Raw genomic sequence first — 15,341 nt, 5'->3', positions numbered from 1 at the left:
GCTGCCCTGTCGAGCTGGGTCAGACCGCGAGTGCGCCGCCGTCCGTAGCCGCCACCACGCGATTGCGGCCAGCACGTTTGGCCCGGTACAACGCAGCATCCGCATCGCGACAGAGATCGGGCAGGTTATGCCCGGACGAGCTGGTAGAGGCGACGCCGATGCTGGCGGAAAGAAATACCACGCTGCGATGCAAAACCATCGGGTGGACCTCGATCGTATGACGGATATGGTCGGCGATGGCGATCGCCTGGTCGCGTAAGCAGTCTTTCAGCAGAATACCGAACTCCTCGCCACCCAGTCGCCCGAAGAGGTCGCCGGGACGAAGTTGTGCGCGGCATAGCTGGACCGCGTGCTGCAATACGATGTCGCCAGTCGCGTGGCCGTGGGTGTCATTGATCTGCTTGAAATGATCCAGGTCGATCCAGGCCAGGGAAGCATGGCCTGGCCGTGTCTCGAGCGACCGTAGCAGGCGGTTGCACTCGTTCATGAAATGCTGGTGATTGAGGATGCCGGTGAGGGCGTCGCGCGACGCTAGCTGCTTGAAATGCCTCCTTGATCGCAGGGTGCGCACCAGCCATAGCGCAACGACTGCAAGCATGAGCAGCAGCAGGGCGATCGATAGCCGAGTCGATTCGACGGCTTTAGCGTCGAGGGCGCGCTGCAATCTCAGGATACTGTTCTGCCGCCCCAGCTCGGCCGCTTCCAGGTCGCGAGTCAGGACCTGCTGCTGGATCGTTTGATACGCCAATGCCTGGGCGGCGGCATCGTCGAGCGCGCCCTGCTTCTGGGCAACGTATTGCTTGTAGTAGTCGAGCGCCGCTGTCGGTTGTCCATGCCGCTCGGCGAGCTGGTAAAGCAGTTCGTAGATGTCGGTCAGGAAGTTATTGACCTCGCCGGGATGAGCATTCGCAAGGACGGCCAGAGCTGTCTTGCGCGCTTCATCGTCGCGGCCAAGCTGCTCGTAGGCCTGGGCGCGCTGCGTCTGCGCCGAGAGTAAATGTGGGTAGTAGCGATTGTTCTGCAGGCTTGGCGCAATGCGGTCAAGCAGCGCTAGGGCCCTGCGGGGATGGTGTTCCTCCAGGTCCAGCGTGCTGATGATCAGTTCCGTGGCGGCCGCAATGATGGGTTGCCCGGCGGCCTTGCAGAGTTGGACCGTTTCTTCGAGTGCGGCGCTGGAGGCTGTCAGTTTTTCCGCGTTGTACAGAGCGGCCATCTGTTTGAAGCGGGGATCGCACAAGCTGCCGCCGGCCGGAATGGTGTCTTCCATCATTCGCGCGTACTGCAGTGCCGATTCGGTTTGTCCGGCCAGGTTGAGCATCTGCGAAAGATTGGCCAGGACCATGAAGCGTGCCGCCCTGTCGTGCAGGGTCGGCAACTGGATTGACAGCTGATGCGCGAGCTTGAAGGCGTCTTCGTAGCGGTGACTGATGGCCAGGTTGCTCAATAGCACCGCGGAGGCTTTGGCGGCTAACACCGGATTGCCCGAGTGTTCGATCACCGCGCGAAGCGGCTTCTCCGCTGCGGCGTAATCTCCCTGCAAGGTCGTTTCGAAAGCGTCCAGGTAGCGCAAATGCCATTGTTCCGCTGGGGTCAGCCGTGGTGCCTCACGATGGATCTGCGCCAGACGTTTCGCGAACTGGCGGTGGTCGCGAATTCGCAGGCGCTCGGTTTCATTGAGGAAAGCGCCGGGGTGGCGAATCGTGGCCCTGGCCGGAATAACGCCCGCGCACAGGCCCAGCGCCATGAGCCAAGTCGCCAGAGGCAAGGAGCGCTGGGCGGTGTGACGGACGCTCATCCCGGTGCCAGCTCACTGCAGTCGGCAAGCCCCTGGCTTGGCCTGCAGTCGTTCCGGCGCCTCTCGTCACAGACCGGGGCAGAGTTACGCTTTAGTCCGCCATTGGGGGGCATGGCGAACGCCAGAATCCAAGGGCACCCTTTATCGAGCGTGGTCGACTCCTCATGGCACGCGCGGACTCCGGACAGCACGGATTCCGCGGCAAGACAGAAAGCGCCTGCATGTCCGGTGTGCGCAGTCAGCGACATTTGCGCTCTTCCCTCCGTGGCAGGGCGATGCGAGCGGCGAGGCAAAAAGCGAATGACATCAGGCGTAAGTAACGGCGCGTTCATCGACGTTTGCCACTACCCGATTGCGGCCGGCGCGCTTGGCTCGATAAAGCGCGGCGTCCGCGGCACGACACAGCTGCTGCAGATCGTGACCCCAGTTGCTGGTGCACGCCACGCCGATGCTCGCAGAAATCGACACCGACGCACCATCCGACTGCAGTGGATGACTTTCGATCGCCAGGCGGATGCGGTCAGCGATGGCAATCCCCTGTTCGCGCGGGCAATCGGCCATTAGAACCCCGAACTCCTCTCCACCGAGCCGTCCGAGCAGGTCGCCTGGGCGCAGTTGATGCTGGCAGATCGCCACGCTGTGCCGTAGCGCCGCGTCGCCGATGGCGTGGCCGTGCGTGTCGTTGATCTGCTTGAAGTGGTCCAGGTCGATCCAGATGAGGCACGCCTGAGCCGGTCGCTTGTGCAGCAAACGAAGCCGCCGGCTGCATTCGCTCATGAAGTGCTGGTGGTTATAGATGCCGGTAAGCCCATCGCGGGTCGCCATGCGCTTGAAGCGCTGTTGCAGGTGCAATGTACGGAAAAGCCATAAAGCAATCGCTGCAAGAGTGATGATCAGCAGCGTGATGTACAGCCGACTGGTCTCGGCGGCCTTTGCATCAAGTGCTCTTTGCAATCTGAGCAGACTGTTTTGCTTGTTCAGCTCCTCGGCCTCCAGCTGGCGGGTGAGCACCTGCTGCTGGACGGTCTGATAAGCCAGCGCCTGCGCGGCGGCGTCGTCCACCGAGCTCTTGTTCTGCGCCACGTAAAGTTCGTAATAGGCGAGGGCCTGGGCAGGGTCGTGACTGCGCTTGGCGATACGGTAAAGCACGCCATACGCCACCGCGAGGTAGTCGCTGGACTCGCCTGCACTAGCCATACTGACTGCAGCCAGGGCGGCCCTCTTTGCAGCGGCTTCGTTTCCCAGTAACTCGTACGCTTCGGCACGCTGTACCTGCGCCGACAGTTCATGCGGATGGTAGTGATTGGTACGTATGCTGTCCGCCATCCGGTCGAGCATTGCCAGTGCTTCGGAGGGCTTTTTCTCACCCAGGTAGAGCGAGCTGGCGATCAGCTTCGCCGTGTTCACGGCAAGCGGTTGATGCGCAGCAATACATGAGGCAGCGGCTTCGTGCAGCTCTGGACTATCCGGCTTCAGCCGTTTGGCGCTCCACAGGGCGGCAATCAAGGCTGCGCGTGGGTAGCACAGGTTCATGCCCTCAGGGATCGTGTCCTCCATCATGTGGGCATATTTGATTGCCAGGTCCGGTTCCCCGGCGAAATTCAGCATCTGCGAAAGATTGCCGAGCACCCTGAAGCGGGTGGCCCTGTCCTGAATGCGTGGGAGATCGAGCGTGAGCTGGTGGGCCAGCTTGAACGCGTCCTCGTAGCGATGGTTGGTGGCCAGGTTGTTCATCAACGCTGCCGACGCCTTGGCCACCAGAATTGGATCGGATGACTGGCTGACCACACGCTCAAGCTGGCTTTCGGCCGCGGCATAGTCACCGTCGAGGGTGCTCTTCTGCGCATCCAGATAAAGCAACTGCGCCTGCTGGACCTTGGTCAGTCGGGATGATTCGCGGTGAATCCGTGCCAAGTGCTGGACGAACTGCTTGTAGTCCGTATTGCGCAGCGCTTCGGTTTGGTCAAGGTAGGCGCCTGCGTCCGCCATCTGCGTTTCTTCGGCAGCATGCACAGTTGGCAGCAATGCACAGAGCAACAACAGAGTTGCCCAGGTGGCTCGCTGGCGCCCTCCTCGCCGTGCGCTTCGCATGAGCGGGCTTACTGCCGGTCGGGCGAGTTTCTGCGGCGGTCAGGAGTGGGATGCTCCGGGGCTTCAACGCTATCGTCTTCGTCATCATCCGGCTCTTCTTCATGGCCGGGGAAATTCGTCGATTGCGGAGGCTCATTCGACTTGTTGCCGAGTTCTTCGGCCAAGTGGGAGCGGTCGCTCGAGGCCACGGCCGCCAGCAGCGAGGCGGATGCGTTTTCCTTTTCCAGCGTAGCCGCAAGTTCGGCGGTGTCTGCATGGCGCAGCGTTGCGTTCTGGCCGATACGTTCAAGTAGGTCGATGGTGTCCGACATGTGTTTCCCCCTGTCCTGGTAAAGCGGTAGGCGTAACGACCGGACGGTCAGGCGGACTTCGCCGTTCCAGTGCCAGCCGGTTCTTCATTGAGAGCGTCCAGGCGTTCCCGAATGGCGTGATTCTCCTTCAGCTGTGCAGCCGGAGGCAGTACCACCATGTCCTCGGCCGTGATCGCCATAAGTGGTAAATCGCGCACTGCCCCTCGCACAATGCGCGGCTGCTCGATCGGCAGCGTAGGCGCCCGATAGGCGATGACCTCATGGTCCAGGGGATAATCCTCGGCCAGTCGATCAACCAGCACCTGACGGTAGGCTGGGCCGGTGCTGAAGCGCTTGAGTGAGAGGTCGCCGACCAGGCCCACCTGCCACAGGATCAGATACCCGCACGGATCGATCCTGCGGTGATAGAACAGGAGCTGGCTGGCTTCCAGATGCTGGCAACCGAACCGCCCCGGATCGATGCCGAGGTCCGCATAGAGGCAATCTTCGGCGGAGATGCCGGGCTCCATGAGAGCGGTGAAGCCTTCTGCCCGGGCGGCCTCGATCACCTTGTGCGGCGACCAGGCGAATACGCCGGGGTGGCCGTAGAACACGGCGCACACCCGCTTGCCCGCCCGTACCTCCGCCATCATCAGGTCGACCCATTCGCGGTAGGTCTTCAGCCGCGACTTGCCTGGGGCGTAATACGGCTGGAGGCTGCGCACATCCGGGTGCATGCGCTGCAGCCAGAGCTCGACGATGCCGTCGGACAGTGCGGCGAACACCACGTCAGCTTGCTGGATGTGGCTGCGGGCCAGGGGCGTGAGGTGTGAGCCCAGGGTCATGCCGAGGCCGACGCAGGCAATGCTGCCGCGTTTGGTCGAAACGGTGATGGTGGGCTCGGACTGGGGCATTCAGTGATGGTAGGGCATTCGCGGCGGATGTATAAGCGGCGTGAAACACTCCGGGCGGACGGCCAAACAAAAACGGCGCATCGTCGCCGATGCGCCGTCATGGATAGCCATCCGCCGGCGGCTATTTCGCCTCGATCGCCTTCACCGCAGCCAGTGTTTCCTGCACGTGCTTGTTCGGGCTGAGCGCCGAATAGACGTGGGTGATCTTGCCGGTGGAATCGATGACGTACGAGGTGCGGTCCGACCATCCCGGGCGCATCAGCAGCGTGGCGTCGTATTTCTTGGCGATGACGGCGTCCTTGTCGGCGGCCACCGGGAACTTGCCGCCGCAGTGCTCGGTTTCCTTGGAAAAGGCCGCCAGCTGGTCCAGGTTGCCAGCGGTGACGCCGATCACCGTGGCGTGCAGCGCCTTGAACTGGTCGATGGCTTCGGAGAACAGGTGTGCCTCCACGTTGCAGCCGGAGGTGTGCGGCGCGGGGAAGAAATACACCACCACTGGGCCGTTCTTCAGCGCATCGGCGAGCTTGAAGGTGAACGGCTTGCCGGCCAGGTAGGCGGGCAGAGTGAAGTCCGGGGCCTGGGTGCCTTCCTTGAGCGCGGCCGTGGCCGGGGTGGAGAGCGTGGCGGCGCCGGCCAGGGCGAAGACGAGGGCGGCGAGCTTGGCGGGGAATCGCATGGGTGGGCTCCGGGTGAGGAATTTGCGAACCGTGGTTATACGCCAGAACCATGGCGAGGGATGCACGCCACCGCCTGGTGTTGCCGGTCAGCGCGCCGGCAGCAACGGGCGGAGCCGGCGCTGCCAGCGATACAGCTTGAGCACGAGATCCACGGCGACGAACAGCATCACCAGCCCGAGGCCGCCTCGCGCGCCCTCGTCGGCGGCGGCCGTCTGGAAAATGGCGCCGCCGGCGAGCCACCAGCCGAGCAGGATCAGCCACGCGATATCGAACCCCAGCTCCAGCCAGCGCGTCGTCGCCGACCAGCGTCCGCGCGAAAGCACGCCAGCGAGCAGGGCGAAGTTGCCCAGCCACAGCACCAGTACCGGCCACGCCCGGCTTTGGAGGAACTCCGGCGCGAACGCGAACCGCTGCGGCCAGGGTTCGGGCATCACCTGCACGATCCACGGCAGGGCCACCATGAAGGCCACGCCCACGGCGAAGCCGGCCAGGCCGAAGGCCATCGCAGCGCGATTCACCCGGTCCGGATCCACCACGCGTGGTCGCCAAGTGGTACGGGTCATTCCGATCTGGCGCAGCCAGGCAGCCGCCAGTGCACTCATGGCCATGAAGCCGGGCCACCACAGCGCGCCCAGGCCCCAGCTGAACCACCACGTCACCAGCGGCTGGTCCTGGAAGACGCGCGGCAGGGTCAGCGCCCATTGCAGCGCGATACCCACCAGCGACATCACCGCGAACGAGCGGCTCTGTTCGGCCGGGATGATCAGCATGCCCGGTGGGCGGTAGCGCGCGGCCACCTCGGCCGGAGTGCCGAACGACTGCAACATGGCAAGCACTTGTGCATCGGTCGGGACCGCTCCGACGCTGCGCTCGGCGAGCATTTCAGCCAGCAGGCCGCGCAGTTCCAGTCCGATCTCGCGGCGGTCCCTGCGCGGCAGGCGCCGCATGACGTCCGCCACGTATGCCTCGATTACATCGTTCGCATTCATGCCCCATCTCCTTGCAGAAGTCCGGCCATGGTCCCCACGAGCGAGTTCCAGCTGGCGGTCAGTTCGGCGAGCAGCGCCTCGCCGGCGTCGTTGAGTCGGTAATAGCGGCGCGGCGGCCCTTCCTCGATGCGCCATTCGGAAGCGAGCAGGCCCTGGCTCTCCAGACGACGGAGCAGCGGATAGAGCGTGCCCTCCTCGATGGCCATGCCGCGCTGGGCCAGCGCCTGGCGCAGCGAATAGCCGTACTGCGCCTGGCGCAACTGGGTGAGCACGGCCAGCACCAGGGCGCCGCGGCGCAACTCGAGTTCCAGCTTGGCGGTGTTGGATTCGCGGGCGTTGACCATGCATCACCTCGTAACGTGTGATGCACCGTACTGTGTATCACACAGTGTGTCAACGGCCGGTCGCCTTGGACGCCGTCACACCCTGCTCAACTGCTGATGGGTAGAAGGACGGCCCGTCGGTGCCGGGATCAGCGGCGCGTGGCGAAGACGCCGTCCAGCGCGGGGTGCGCGTCGAAACCGGCCTGCTGCAGGCGCTGGGTGACCTCGCGCGGTACATCGCGGCCGCTGGTCAGGCGGTTCGGACTGCCGGTGTAGTGGAACAAGCGGCCGCCGCGTCGCAGCACGCGCGCCAGCTCGCGGTAGAACGCCAGCGAATACAACTCGCCGGCGATTCCGAAGCGCGGCGGATCGTGCAGCAGCGCATCGATCGAGCCGTCGGCGACACCGGCGATAGCCTCGATGGCATCGGTGTGAATCAGTTGCAGGCGTCCGCCGCTGGCCGGTGTGTCGGGATCGGGCGACCACGGATTGAGCGTGCGCAGCCACAGCACGTCGGGGTTCTTCTCGAACGAGCGGATGCTCGCCACGCCCGCCTCCAGGCAGCAGGCCGCGAAGTAGCCCAGGCCGCCGCAGACGTCGAGCACCGTCTTGCCGCGTGGTTCGACCAACGCCACCTTGCGGCGTGCATCGTCCAACGGAGACTCCTTCGAGGTCGGCAGCATCTTGATGCCATCGATCTCGAACGTGGGCGCGCCCCACTCAGTCGGCACCAGCTTGATCAGCGATCCGGAGAAGCGCGAGACGGGCGCGAACTCCTCGCCATCCCACCAGTAGATCGTGCGGTCCTTGAGCTTGCCGGGGTAGGGGTAGTGAAGGTCGCGCCACTGCCAGGTGTCGGTGCCGAGCGTGGCTTGGCCGGTCGAGCGGCCAAGGTCCAGCGAGCCCTGCCACCCTGTGGCGCCGCGGCGAGCGGCGTCGAGCAAAGCTGCGCCGGTGTCGCGGGTCAGCAGGGGGCCGATGTAGTGTGCCAAGAAGGACTCCGGGGCCGATAAGCTCGGCACGTGGCAAGACGGGAGGGCCGGCATGGTAGCCCAGGCGGCGCGCCGGCACGGGCGCGTGTTGTGATAGTCAGGATGCCAAGGGGCACGGATGGGCAAGCGTCTGCGGATTGCGGTGGTGGGCTACGGCAGCGGCGGCCAGGCAGCGGCGCTGCTGCTGTCGCGCGACGGTCATGCGGTGGAGGTGTTCGAGCGGGTGCCGCATCCGGGCCCGGTCGGCGCCGGCTTCCTGTTACAGCCGATCGGCCTGCACGTGCTGTGGGAGCTGGGTCTGCTCGATGCGGTGCTCGCGCACGGCCGGCCGATCGCCCGCCTGTTCGGCGAGACGGCGGCGGGGCGCGCCGTGATGGACATGCGCTATGCCGAGCTGGACCGGCGCCTGTTCGGACTCGGCCTGCAGCGCGGGGCGCTGTTCCAGCTGCTCGACGCGGCGTGGCAGGACGGCCGTTGCCTGCATGCGGGGTGCGCCATCGTCGAGGTCGACACGCAGGCAGGCCGCCTCATCGACGCCGAGGGGCGCATCCACGCTGGCTTCGATCTCGTCGTGGTGGCCGATGGTGCGGCGTCGTCGCTGCGCGGACAGATCGCGCCGGCCACGCTGGATCGTCCGTATCCCTGGGGCGCGCAGTGGTGCCTGGTCGAGCAGCGGCATTGGCCGTGGGCAGATGAGCTGCGCCAGCGTTACGTGGCGGCGCGATGCATGGCGGGTATGTTGCCCGTCGGCACCCGGCCGGACGATCCCGTGCCCCGGATGAGCTTCTTCTGGAGCCTGCCGGTGGCCGCGCTCGACGCCGGCGCGGACACGGCCTCGTCGTGGCACGCAGGGCTCGCGGCGGTCTGGCCGGAGGCGGCCGACTGGCTGGCGTCCACCGACGTGCCGCGCGCTCTGGCACCGGCGCGCTATCGCGATACGGCGCATCGTCGATGGCATCGGGGCTGCGCGGTGCTGCTCGGCGACGCCGCGCACGCGATGAGCCCGCAACTGGGGCAGGGCGTCAACATGGCATTGCTCGATGCACTGGTACTGCGCGACGCCTTGCGCCTGCCGGTGCCCACGGCCGAGGCGCTGGCCCGATACCAGACCCAACGCCGCGACCACATCGGCATCTATCACTTCTGGAGCCGGTGGCTGACGCCGCTCTTCCAGTCCGAACGAAAACTCGGTCCGGCGCTGCGCGATGCGCTGTTCCATCCGCTCTCGCGCCTGCCCGGCGGGCGCGGTCAGATGCTGCGCGTGCTTACCGGTACCCGGCGAGGGTGGCTGGGCAAGGTTGTCTTGCCCCCGCCGTTCCTCCGGCAACTGGAGAAACGAGGGATGGCGACCGACGAGGCTGCCACGCCCGCACTGGAGCTCGACTGACGCTGCCATGGCCCGTCGCGGCCATGCCATGGGCCGCCGTGGGCGAAGGTGCGGGCTGTGGGGCCCCTGCGCAGGCTTGCCTGGTCGCGTGGGCGTCACTACGTCCTGACGAGGATCACGACGGGAGGTGCGGCATGCGGGGACGGACAACGTGGTGCTGGCTGATGACGATGCTGCTGCTGGCCTCCTCGCTGCATGCGGCGCCTGCCGATCGACGCGTGTTGTTCGTGGGCAACAGCCTGACCTACTTCAACAACCTGCCGGCGGCATTTGCCTCGCTGGCGCCGCCGGGCGAGGCGGTTGCGGTGGACGCGTTCGCTCGGCCCGGTGCCCGCCTGCTGGATGATCTGGACGATCCGATGCTGGCGCGCCTGCTGGCGCGCGGTCGCTATACCGACGTGGTGTTCCAGGAGCGCGGCGGTGACGCGGTGTGCATGCCCAGAAGCAGCGTCTGTCGGGAATTGTCGGCGGCGGCGCAAGCCAGCGCACAACTGGCCGCTGCCGCCCGGGCCGGCGGCGCGCGCGTGTTCTATCTGGGTACCTGGCAGGTCAATCCCATCGTCGAGCCCGCGCTGATCCATGGCGAGCGCATGATCGCCAGGCGCATGCAGGCGACCTATATCCCCATCGGCCATGCCTGGCTCGTCCTGCGTGCGGCCCAGCCCGATACGAACTGGCTGGCGCCGGATGGGCAGCATCCCGGCCGCGCCACCACGGCCCTGCTGGCCGTGCGCAGCTGGCAGTCGGTAACCGGCCGCTTGCCGACGCGCGCGCCCTGCGTGGGCGGCGCGCTCTATACCCAGATGCCCAGTGCGGACGGCTTTTTCCGGGTGAATCCGGATGCGCGGCCACGAACCTGCCTGGTTTCACCCGCAATGGTGCGAGCGATGCTCGGCGCGCCCTAGCGCGGCAGCATCGCCGATTCGAGACGACGCATCGCCGACAGCGTGCGCACCAGTTCGCGATAGCTCTGGGCAAGCTGCTCGTAGAGCGCGGCGGTGGCCCGGCGGCCGGCGTCGGCCACGCCCTGATAGGCGGCGCGGCCGATGTCGACGTAGTAGCCCACGCTGACGCGCCGGCGTTCGGCCACGTCCGGAAACAGGCCGGCGACGAGCAGGCAGCGGTCACCGACATCGCGCAGCGCATCGCCGCGGGCGGTGCCGGCCAGTTCGAGCGCGTCGAGCCAGTCCACGCCATGGGTGTGGGCGAGCAGCTGCGCGTCGCGCTGGAAGCGCAGCAGCACGAACACCAGATAGCTCTCGCGCGTCTCGTCGAGCGGATGCCCGGCGCGTTGCCCGGCCTCATGTACCAGCGCCTGCCACAGTTGCATCGGCGTGCCGTGCTGGAAGGTCTCGATCATGTCGTCCACCCCCTGTTGGTCATCGACGCTGCGAGCCTAGCGCGGCGTTTCGCAGGACGCGCGGCAGCCGGGGAAGGAGAGTGCTGACAGCGACTCGTCGATGTCGGGTTATTCGTAAAGCGCACACGACGAGGGGCGCCTCGGCGGGAGGCGTCCCTCGTGTTGCTTCCAGGGGTCGGTCGATCAATGCGCGGCGGCGGTGCTCGCGGCAGCCGGCTGGGTCCACAGCGTCGCCTCCACCGGGCCGCCCAGCATCTGCTGGCGCACCAGCGGAATCGGCGGGCCGCCGTAGCTGAGGAACTGGTCGTGGAAGGCTTTCAGCGCCTCGGCGCCCGGGTGCTTGGCGATCCAGTCCTCACGCAGCTGCATGATCATCAGCTTGCCCAGCGTGTAGTTGAGATAGGCCGGATCGTAGCTGCCGCGCGCCGCCTGCTGGCGGGCGCTACCCGGGTCCTGGAAGGCCTGCTCGCGGAACATCTTTTCCGACTCGGCCATGGTCATGCCGCCGGTGTGCAGGCCGATCGCCGAGAGGTAACGCACGTCGCGCAACAGCGCATTGGTGAGCTGGCCGATGTGCACCTCCGGCGTGGCGCCGTCCACGCCCTGGTCGAACATCATCTCCTCGGCGTAGTGCGCCCAGCCCTCGGCATAGGCGTAGCCGACGAACAGCCGGCCGAACATCCACTGTGCGCGATTGGCGTGCAGGAACTGCAGGAAGTGCCCCGGCCACACCTCGTGCGAGGAGACGAACAGCAGTGCCGCCTTGCCCGGCACGTAGGCGGCCTGGTCGGCCTTGCTCCAGCTCGGGTCGGGCGGGGCGATGTAGTAGACCGACGGCAGGTTTTTCTCGTACGGGCCGGGGATCTCGATGTAGGCGAAATTCCAGCGGTTGAACGGCGGCGCTTCCTCCACCTTGGCCTGCTCCGGTCCGGGGATGGTGGCGAGATTCTTGTCGACGACGAACTGGCGCAGGCTCGCCAGTTGCTTGCGCGCGCCTTCCACGGCGCCGCCTTCGGGTTTGTCGGCCGCTTCCTTGGCCACGCAGTCGGCCAGCGGCTTGTTGGGGGCGAACGCGTCGCAGGCCTTCTTCAGCGCATCGAGATTGCGCTGCAGGTCCGCCTCGCCGATTGCCTTGAGGCGATCCAGCGGCACGTCGACTCGCTCGGTGGCGTGCAGCATCGCGGCGAACTTGTCCGCGCCCAGCGCGTAGTTCTGCGTGGCCTGCGGCTTCTGCGCCTTCAGCCAGTCGGCCAGCTGCTGCGAGGCCTGGATCGCAGCCGCGTTGGCGGCCTTGAAGCGGGCCTGCAGTGCCTTGTCTTTCACGCTGGCGAAGATGCCCGGTACGTCGTTCTTGAAGAACGCCGCGAAACCGCCGAACGAGTTCACGCCCAGATCGATGTACGACGCCGGCAGCGGGGTCTTGAGGTTCGCCTTTACCTGCGCCAGCGCCTTCGGCAGCGCTTCTTCATAGCTGACGAAGGCCGCCATGCGCTCGGCCAGCGGCGCGTAGGGGCGAGTGAGATACATGCTCGGCGAGAGGTCGCCGGTGTAGAACGCCGGGTTGGAATAGGGAAAACCCGACTGCTCCAGCCAGAACAGCTGGCCATCGATGACGGCCAGCACGTAGTCGCGCTGGAAGCGACCGGTGGTATCGAGCGTGTCGTCGGTGAACGCCGCGAACGTGTCGTGCTGCGCGTGCAGCCAGTCGGCCATCGCCTTGAGCCCTTCAGGGCTGTAGTCGGGCAGCTTGCCGTCGTACTCGTGTTTGCCGGCGTTGGCGGCAAACACCGGGTTGTGCTCGAACATGCCCTGGATGAAGGCGTCTACGGCGGTGCCGAGCGCGGCCGTCTTGTCGGTGCTGACCTTGGAGACGGTAGCGGCCGGCGCGGGGGCGGCCGCGTCGCCGGGTGGTGCGGCCTGATCCTTCGAGCAGCCGGCCAGCAGCGCGGCGGTGATGACGGCGGACAGCGTGAGAACGCGCAACGATCGCATGGTGGATCCCCCTCGAGTGACGAGAGGTCCGAGCCTAGGTGGTGTGGCAATCGGCGGCAACGGGCCGGCATGTCGAATTTTTCCGCCATGGTTCGTCGTCGAAGTGGTGCGGCCTCCGGCGCAGGCCATGCCAGCCCTTCCCATGCGTCAAGACGGAGACGACATCGTGCAATTCCTTTCCATGATCCGGATCAACGAGAACGGCACGCGCCGGCCCGACGAACAACTGATGCGCGCGATGGGCCAGCTGATCGACGAGATGACCGCCGAGGGCACGCTGCTCGATACCGCCGGCTTGCGGCCGACGGTGGAAGGTAAGCGGGTGCGCCTGCGCAGTGGGCGCATCAGCGTGTTCGACGGTCCGTTCACCGAAACGCGAGAGGTGATCGGCGGTTACGCCATCCTGGAGGCGCCTACGATGCAGCGGGCGGTCGAGTTGACCCGGCGATTTCTCGCCGTGCATGGCGAGGGTTGGGAGCTGGAGTGCGAGGTGCGGCAGATGGAGCGCGGCCCGGATGGTTGCGGCTGAGCAGCCGCAGCGCTGGCGGTCAGCGGCGCCGGCGCTTCCAGCGGATCCAGCGGCGTTCGGCCCAGATCAGCGCGCGGCGCACGGGCCGGCGCAGGAATGGTAGATCCTGCGCGAGCAGCAGCAGGCCCAGCGGCAGCATCCAGATGCCCAACACCGGCAGGAAGCTGAGCAGCCCGCCGAACACCAGCATCAGGCCGAGCGGAATGCGCAGCCACGCCGCACCGGGCGCGCGCAGCCAGAGCAGGGCGCGATGCAACCAGGCGGGGAGCACCTGCTCGAGGCGATCGAGTTGATGATTCAGCCGTTGCTCGTCGCGTTTCACCAGCCACTCCCTTGCGTTTGCCTGCCACGAGGTTAGCGGCACCGGCTTTATCGCTCCCGAACAGCTCACCAGAAATACACCTGCAGCGATTCCTCCCGCCGCGCCGGCGGGATGTTCTGCAGCAGGCTGCGGTGATCGGGAAAATTCAGCGCGCTGCGCTCGATCAGGTTCTCGATCGCAGTCACGCTGTGCGGCGGCGTCTGGGCGCCGGACGTGGGCACGGACGCCTGCTCCGGAAACAGGCCCATGCCGGCGAGCAGGCTGTACCAGGACATCACCGGATAGCCTTGGCCGAATGCCCCCTGCTGGATGCCGCCGACGATCGGCCGACGCGCCAGCCAGGTCTTGAGCAACCGGGTGAGCGGCTCGGACAGCTGCGTATTGGCGGCGTTCGCGCGCCAGTAGTCGGTGTCGGTGCGGGTGTTGGTCTTGTAGTGGGCCACGATGTAGTCACGCGTGCCGTCGAACTGCGCGTTCACGGCGGCATTGAACGTCGCTTGTGCCGCATCACCCAGGTCACCCTTCTCCAGCGCATCGACGAACAGACTGGCGGTGCGCTGCACCAGCATCAGCGCCGTGGCTTCCAACGGTTCGATAAAGCCCTGCGCCAGCCCCACCGCCAGGCAGTTGCCGTGCCAGTGCCGCTCCACCCGGCCGGTGCGCATGCGCAGATGGCGTGCCGGCACGTCGGCATCAAGCAGGCCCAGGCGCGTGCGCAGCTCGGTCTCGGCCTGCTCGGGCGTGCAGAACGCGGTGCTATAGACGTAGCCGTTGCCGTAGCGCTGGGTGAGCGGGATGGTCCATGCCCAGCCGTGATCGAACGCGGTGGAGATCGTCTGCGACATGATCGGGCCGTGCAGCGGCGTGGGCAGTGCCACCGCCGCGTCATTGAACAGGGCGTCGGCATAGGAGACGTACGGCGTCTTGAGCGTCTTGTCGATCAGCAGCCCGGCAAAGCCGGTGCAGTCGACGAAGAAGTCCGCCGCCAGCGTCTGGTCGCCTTCCAGCTGCAGTGCGGCAATGTCGCCGTGCTCGTTGCGATCGACCGACATCACATGGCGCGGCAGGTGCCGAATGCCGCGCTCGATGGCCTTGCGCTGCAGAAACGCGCCCAGCAGTACCGAATCGAAGTGGTAGCCGTACCAGACATCGAACGGAAACTCGTGGCGCGGGCGCGGCGCCTTGCACTCATGCGCCAGCCGTGCAGCGAGAAAATAGCGATCCGGATGGGCAGGCACATCCTCGCCGTCCAGCCGCCGATGCACGTGATCGACGAACTGGGTCATGGTGAGGTTGTCCAGCATCGAGGCGAAGGCGTGGAAGTAGCTCTCGTGGCCCGGCCGGGTGGACCAGCCGTCGAAGCGGATGCCGCTCTTGTAGGTGGCATGGCAGGCGGGCATCCACTCGGCTTCCTCGATGCCCAGTTCCTCGAAGAAGCCGCGCAGCCACGGCGTGGAACCCTCGCCCACGCCGATGATGCCCACCTGCGGCGACTCCAGTACGGTGACCTGCAAACGGCGGCCATAGCCGGAATGGGCCAGCAGCAGGGCGGTCATCCAGCCGGCCGTGCCGCCACCGACAACGGCTACATGGCGGATCGGCGGTTCGGCATCGCGGGTGGGCCGGGCGGCGGCGACGCGGCGATAGACGGTGGCGGTGTCGGTCATGCGGGGCGCCGTC

At 66.4% G+C, this 15,341-nt stretch carries 15 protein-coding genes; 3 read left to right on the top strand and 12 right to left on the bottom strand.

Annotated elements, in window-relative coordinates; translation table 11 throughout:
• Positions 1–19: 19 nt before the first annotated feature.
• The 8 genes from ACQVBX_RS08105 to ACQVBX_RS08070 all read right to left on the bottom strand — a co-directional run bounded on the left by ACQVBX_RS08105 (position 20) and on the right by ACQVBX_RS08070 (position 8,125).
• A complete protein-coding gene (locus ACQVBX_RS08105; protein ID WP_431637764.1) occupies positions 20–1,744 on the bottom strand; it encodes a GGDEF domain-containing protein in 1,725 nt (574 codons plus the stop codon).
• A gap of 357 nt (positions 1,745–2,101) precedes the next feature.
• Complete coding sequence (locus ACQVBX_RS08100; RefSeq protein ID WP_431637762.1) at positions 2,102–3,784, bottom strand: GGDEF domain-containing protein; 1,683 nt, start codon at positions 3,782–3,784, stop codon at positions 2,102–2,104.
• Between the two features lie 110 nt (positions 3,785–3,894).
• Positions 3,895–4,197, bottom strand: a complete 303-nt coding sequence (locus tag ACQVBX_RS08095) for a hypothetical protein (protein ID WP_431637760.1) — start codon at positions 4,195–4,197, stop codon at positions 3,895–3,897.
• Between the two features lie 47 nt (positions 4,198–4,244).
• Positions 4,245–5,090 carry an SAM-dependent methyltransferase gene (locus ACQVBX_RS08090; RefSeq protein ID WP_431637758.1) on the bottom strand — a complete coding sequence of 282 codons (846 nt, stop codon included), beginning with the start codon at positions 5,088–5,090 and terminating at the stop codon, positions 4,245–4,247.
• A 121-nt stretch (positions 5,091–5,211) separates the two neighbouring features.
• On the bottom strand, positions 5,212–5,766 hold the full coding sequence (locus ACQVBX_RS08085) for a peroxiredoxin (protein ID WP_431637757.1): 555 nt from the start codon (positions 5,764–5,766) through the stop codon (positions 5,212–5,214).
• Positions 5,767–5,853: 87 nt separating this feature from the next.
• Positions 5,854–6,756: an HAAS signaling domain-containing protein gene (locus tag ACQVBX_RS08080; RefSeq protein ID WP_431637754.1), complete on the bottom strand. Its 903-nt coding sequence runs from the start codon at positions 6,754–6,756 to the stop codon at positions 5,854–5,856.
• A complete protein-coding gene (locus tag ACQVBX_RS08075) occupies positions 6,753–7,100 on the bottom strand; it encodes a PadR family transcriptional regulator (RefSeq protein ID WP_431637753.1) in 348 nt (115 codons plus the stop codon). The genes ACQVBX_RS08080 and ACQVBX_RS08075 overlap by 4 nt, the downstream gene beginning before the upstream one ends.
• A gap of 128 nt (positions 7,101–7,228) precedes the next feature.
• The gene (locus ACQVBX_RS08070; protein ID WP_431637752.1) at positions 7,229–8,125 is read right to left on the bottom strand and encodes a class I SAM-dependent methyltransferase; all 897 of its coding nucleotides are present in this window, start codon (positions 8,123–8,125) and stop codon (positions 7,229–7,231) included.
• A 64-nt stretch (positions 8,126–8,189) separates the two neighbouring features.
• On the opposite strand from ACQVBX_RS08070, the gene ACQVBX_RS08065 reads away from it, so the two are divergent.
• A complete protein-coding gene (locus ACQVBX_RS08065; RefSeq protein ID WP_431637750.1) occupies positions 8,190–9,458 on the top strand; it encodes an FAD-dependent oxidoreductase in 1,269 nt (422 codons plus the stop codon).
• A 164-nt stretch (positions 9,459–9,622) separates the two neighbouring features.
• The gene (locus ACQVBX_RS08060) at positions 9,623–10,363 is read left to right on the top strand and encodes a hypothetical protein (protein ID WP_431637748.1); all 741 of its coding nucleotides are present in this window, start codon (positions 9,623–9,625) and stop codon (positions 10,361–10,363) included.
• On the opposite strand, the gene ACQVBX_RS08055 is transcribed toward ACQVBX_RS08060, so the two are convergent.
• Positions 10,360–10,818: a hypothetical protein gene (locus ACQVBX_RS08055; RefSeq protein ID WP_431637746.1), complete on the bottom strand. Its 459-nt coding sequence runs from the start codon at positions 10,816–10,818 to the stop codon at positions 10,360–10,362. The genes ACQVBX_RS08060 and ACQVBX_RS08055 overlap by 4 nt on opposite strands.
• A gap of 183 nt (positions 10,819–11,001) precedes the next feature.
• Entirely contained in the window at positions 11,002–12,810 is a 1,809-nt protein-coding gene (locus ACQVBX_RS08050; RefSeq protein WP_431637744.1) for a DUF885 domain-containing protein, read from the bottom strand.
• A 166-nt stretch (positions 12,811–12,976) separates the two neighbouring features.
• Here ACQVBX_RS08050 and ACQVBX_RS08045 point away from each other — a divergent pair, with 166 nt between their 5' ends.
• A complete protein-coding gene (locus ACQVBX_RS08045; RefSeq protein WP_431637742.1) occupies positions 12,977–13,339 on the top strand; it encodes a YciI family protein in 363 nt (120 codons plus the stop codon).
• A 19-nt stretch (positions 13,340–13,358) separates the two neighbouring features.
• Here the strand turns inward: ACQVBX_RS08045 and ACQVBX_RS08040 are convergent, their stop codons facing one another.
• Both ACQVBX_RS08040 and ACQVBX_RS08035 read right to left on the bottom strand, forming a co-directional pair.
• Entirely contained in the window at positions 13,359–13,661 is a 303-nt protein-coding gene (locus tag ACQVBX_RS08040; protein WP_431637740.1) for a hypothetical protein, read from the bottom strand.
• A gap of 65 nt (positions 13,662–13,726) precedes the next feature.
• Positions 13,727–15,328, bottom strand: a complete 1,602-nt coding sequence (locus ACQVBX_RS08035) for a tryptophan halogenase family protein (protein ID WP_431637739.1) — start codon at positions 15,326–15,328, stop codon at positions 13,727–13,729.
• Positions 15,329–15,341: the final 13 nt, after the last annotated feature.

This window comes from Dyella thailandensis, from assembly GCF_050749815.1.
In the GTDB taxonomy this organism is placed as follows: Bacteria; Pseudomonadota; Gammaproteobacteria; order Xanthomonadales; family Rhodanobacteraceae; genus Dyella_A.
Note: the sequence above shows the minus strand (reverse complement) of the source record. Positions and strands in the feature narration are given on the sequence as shown.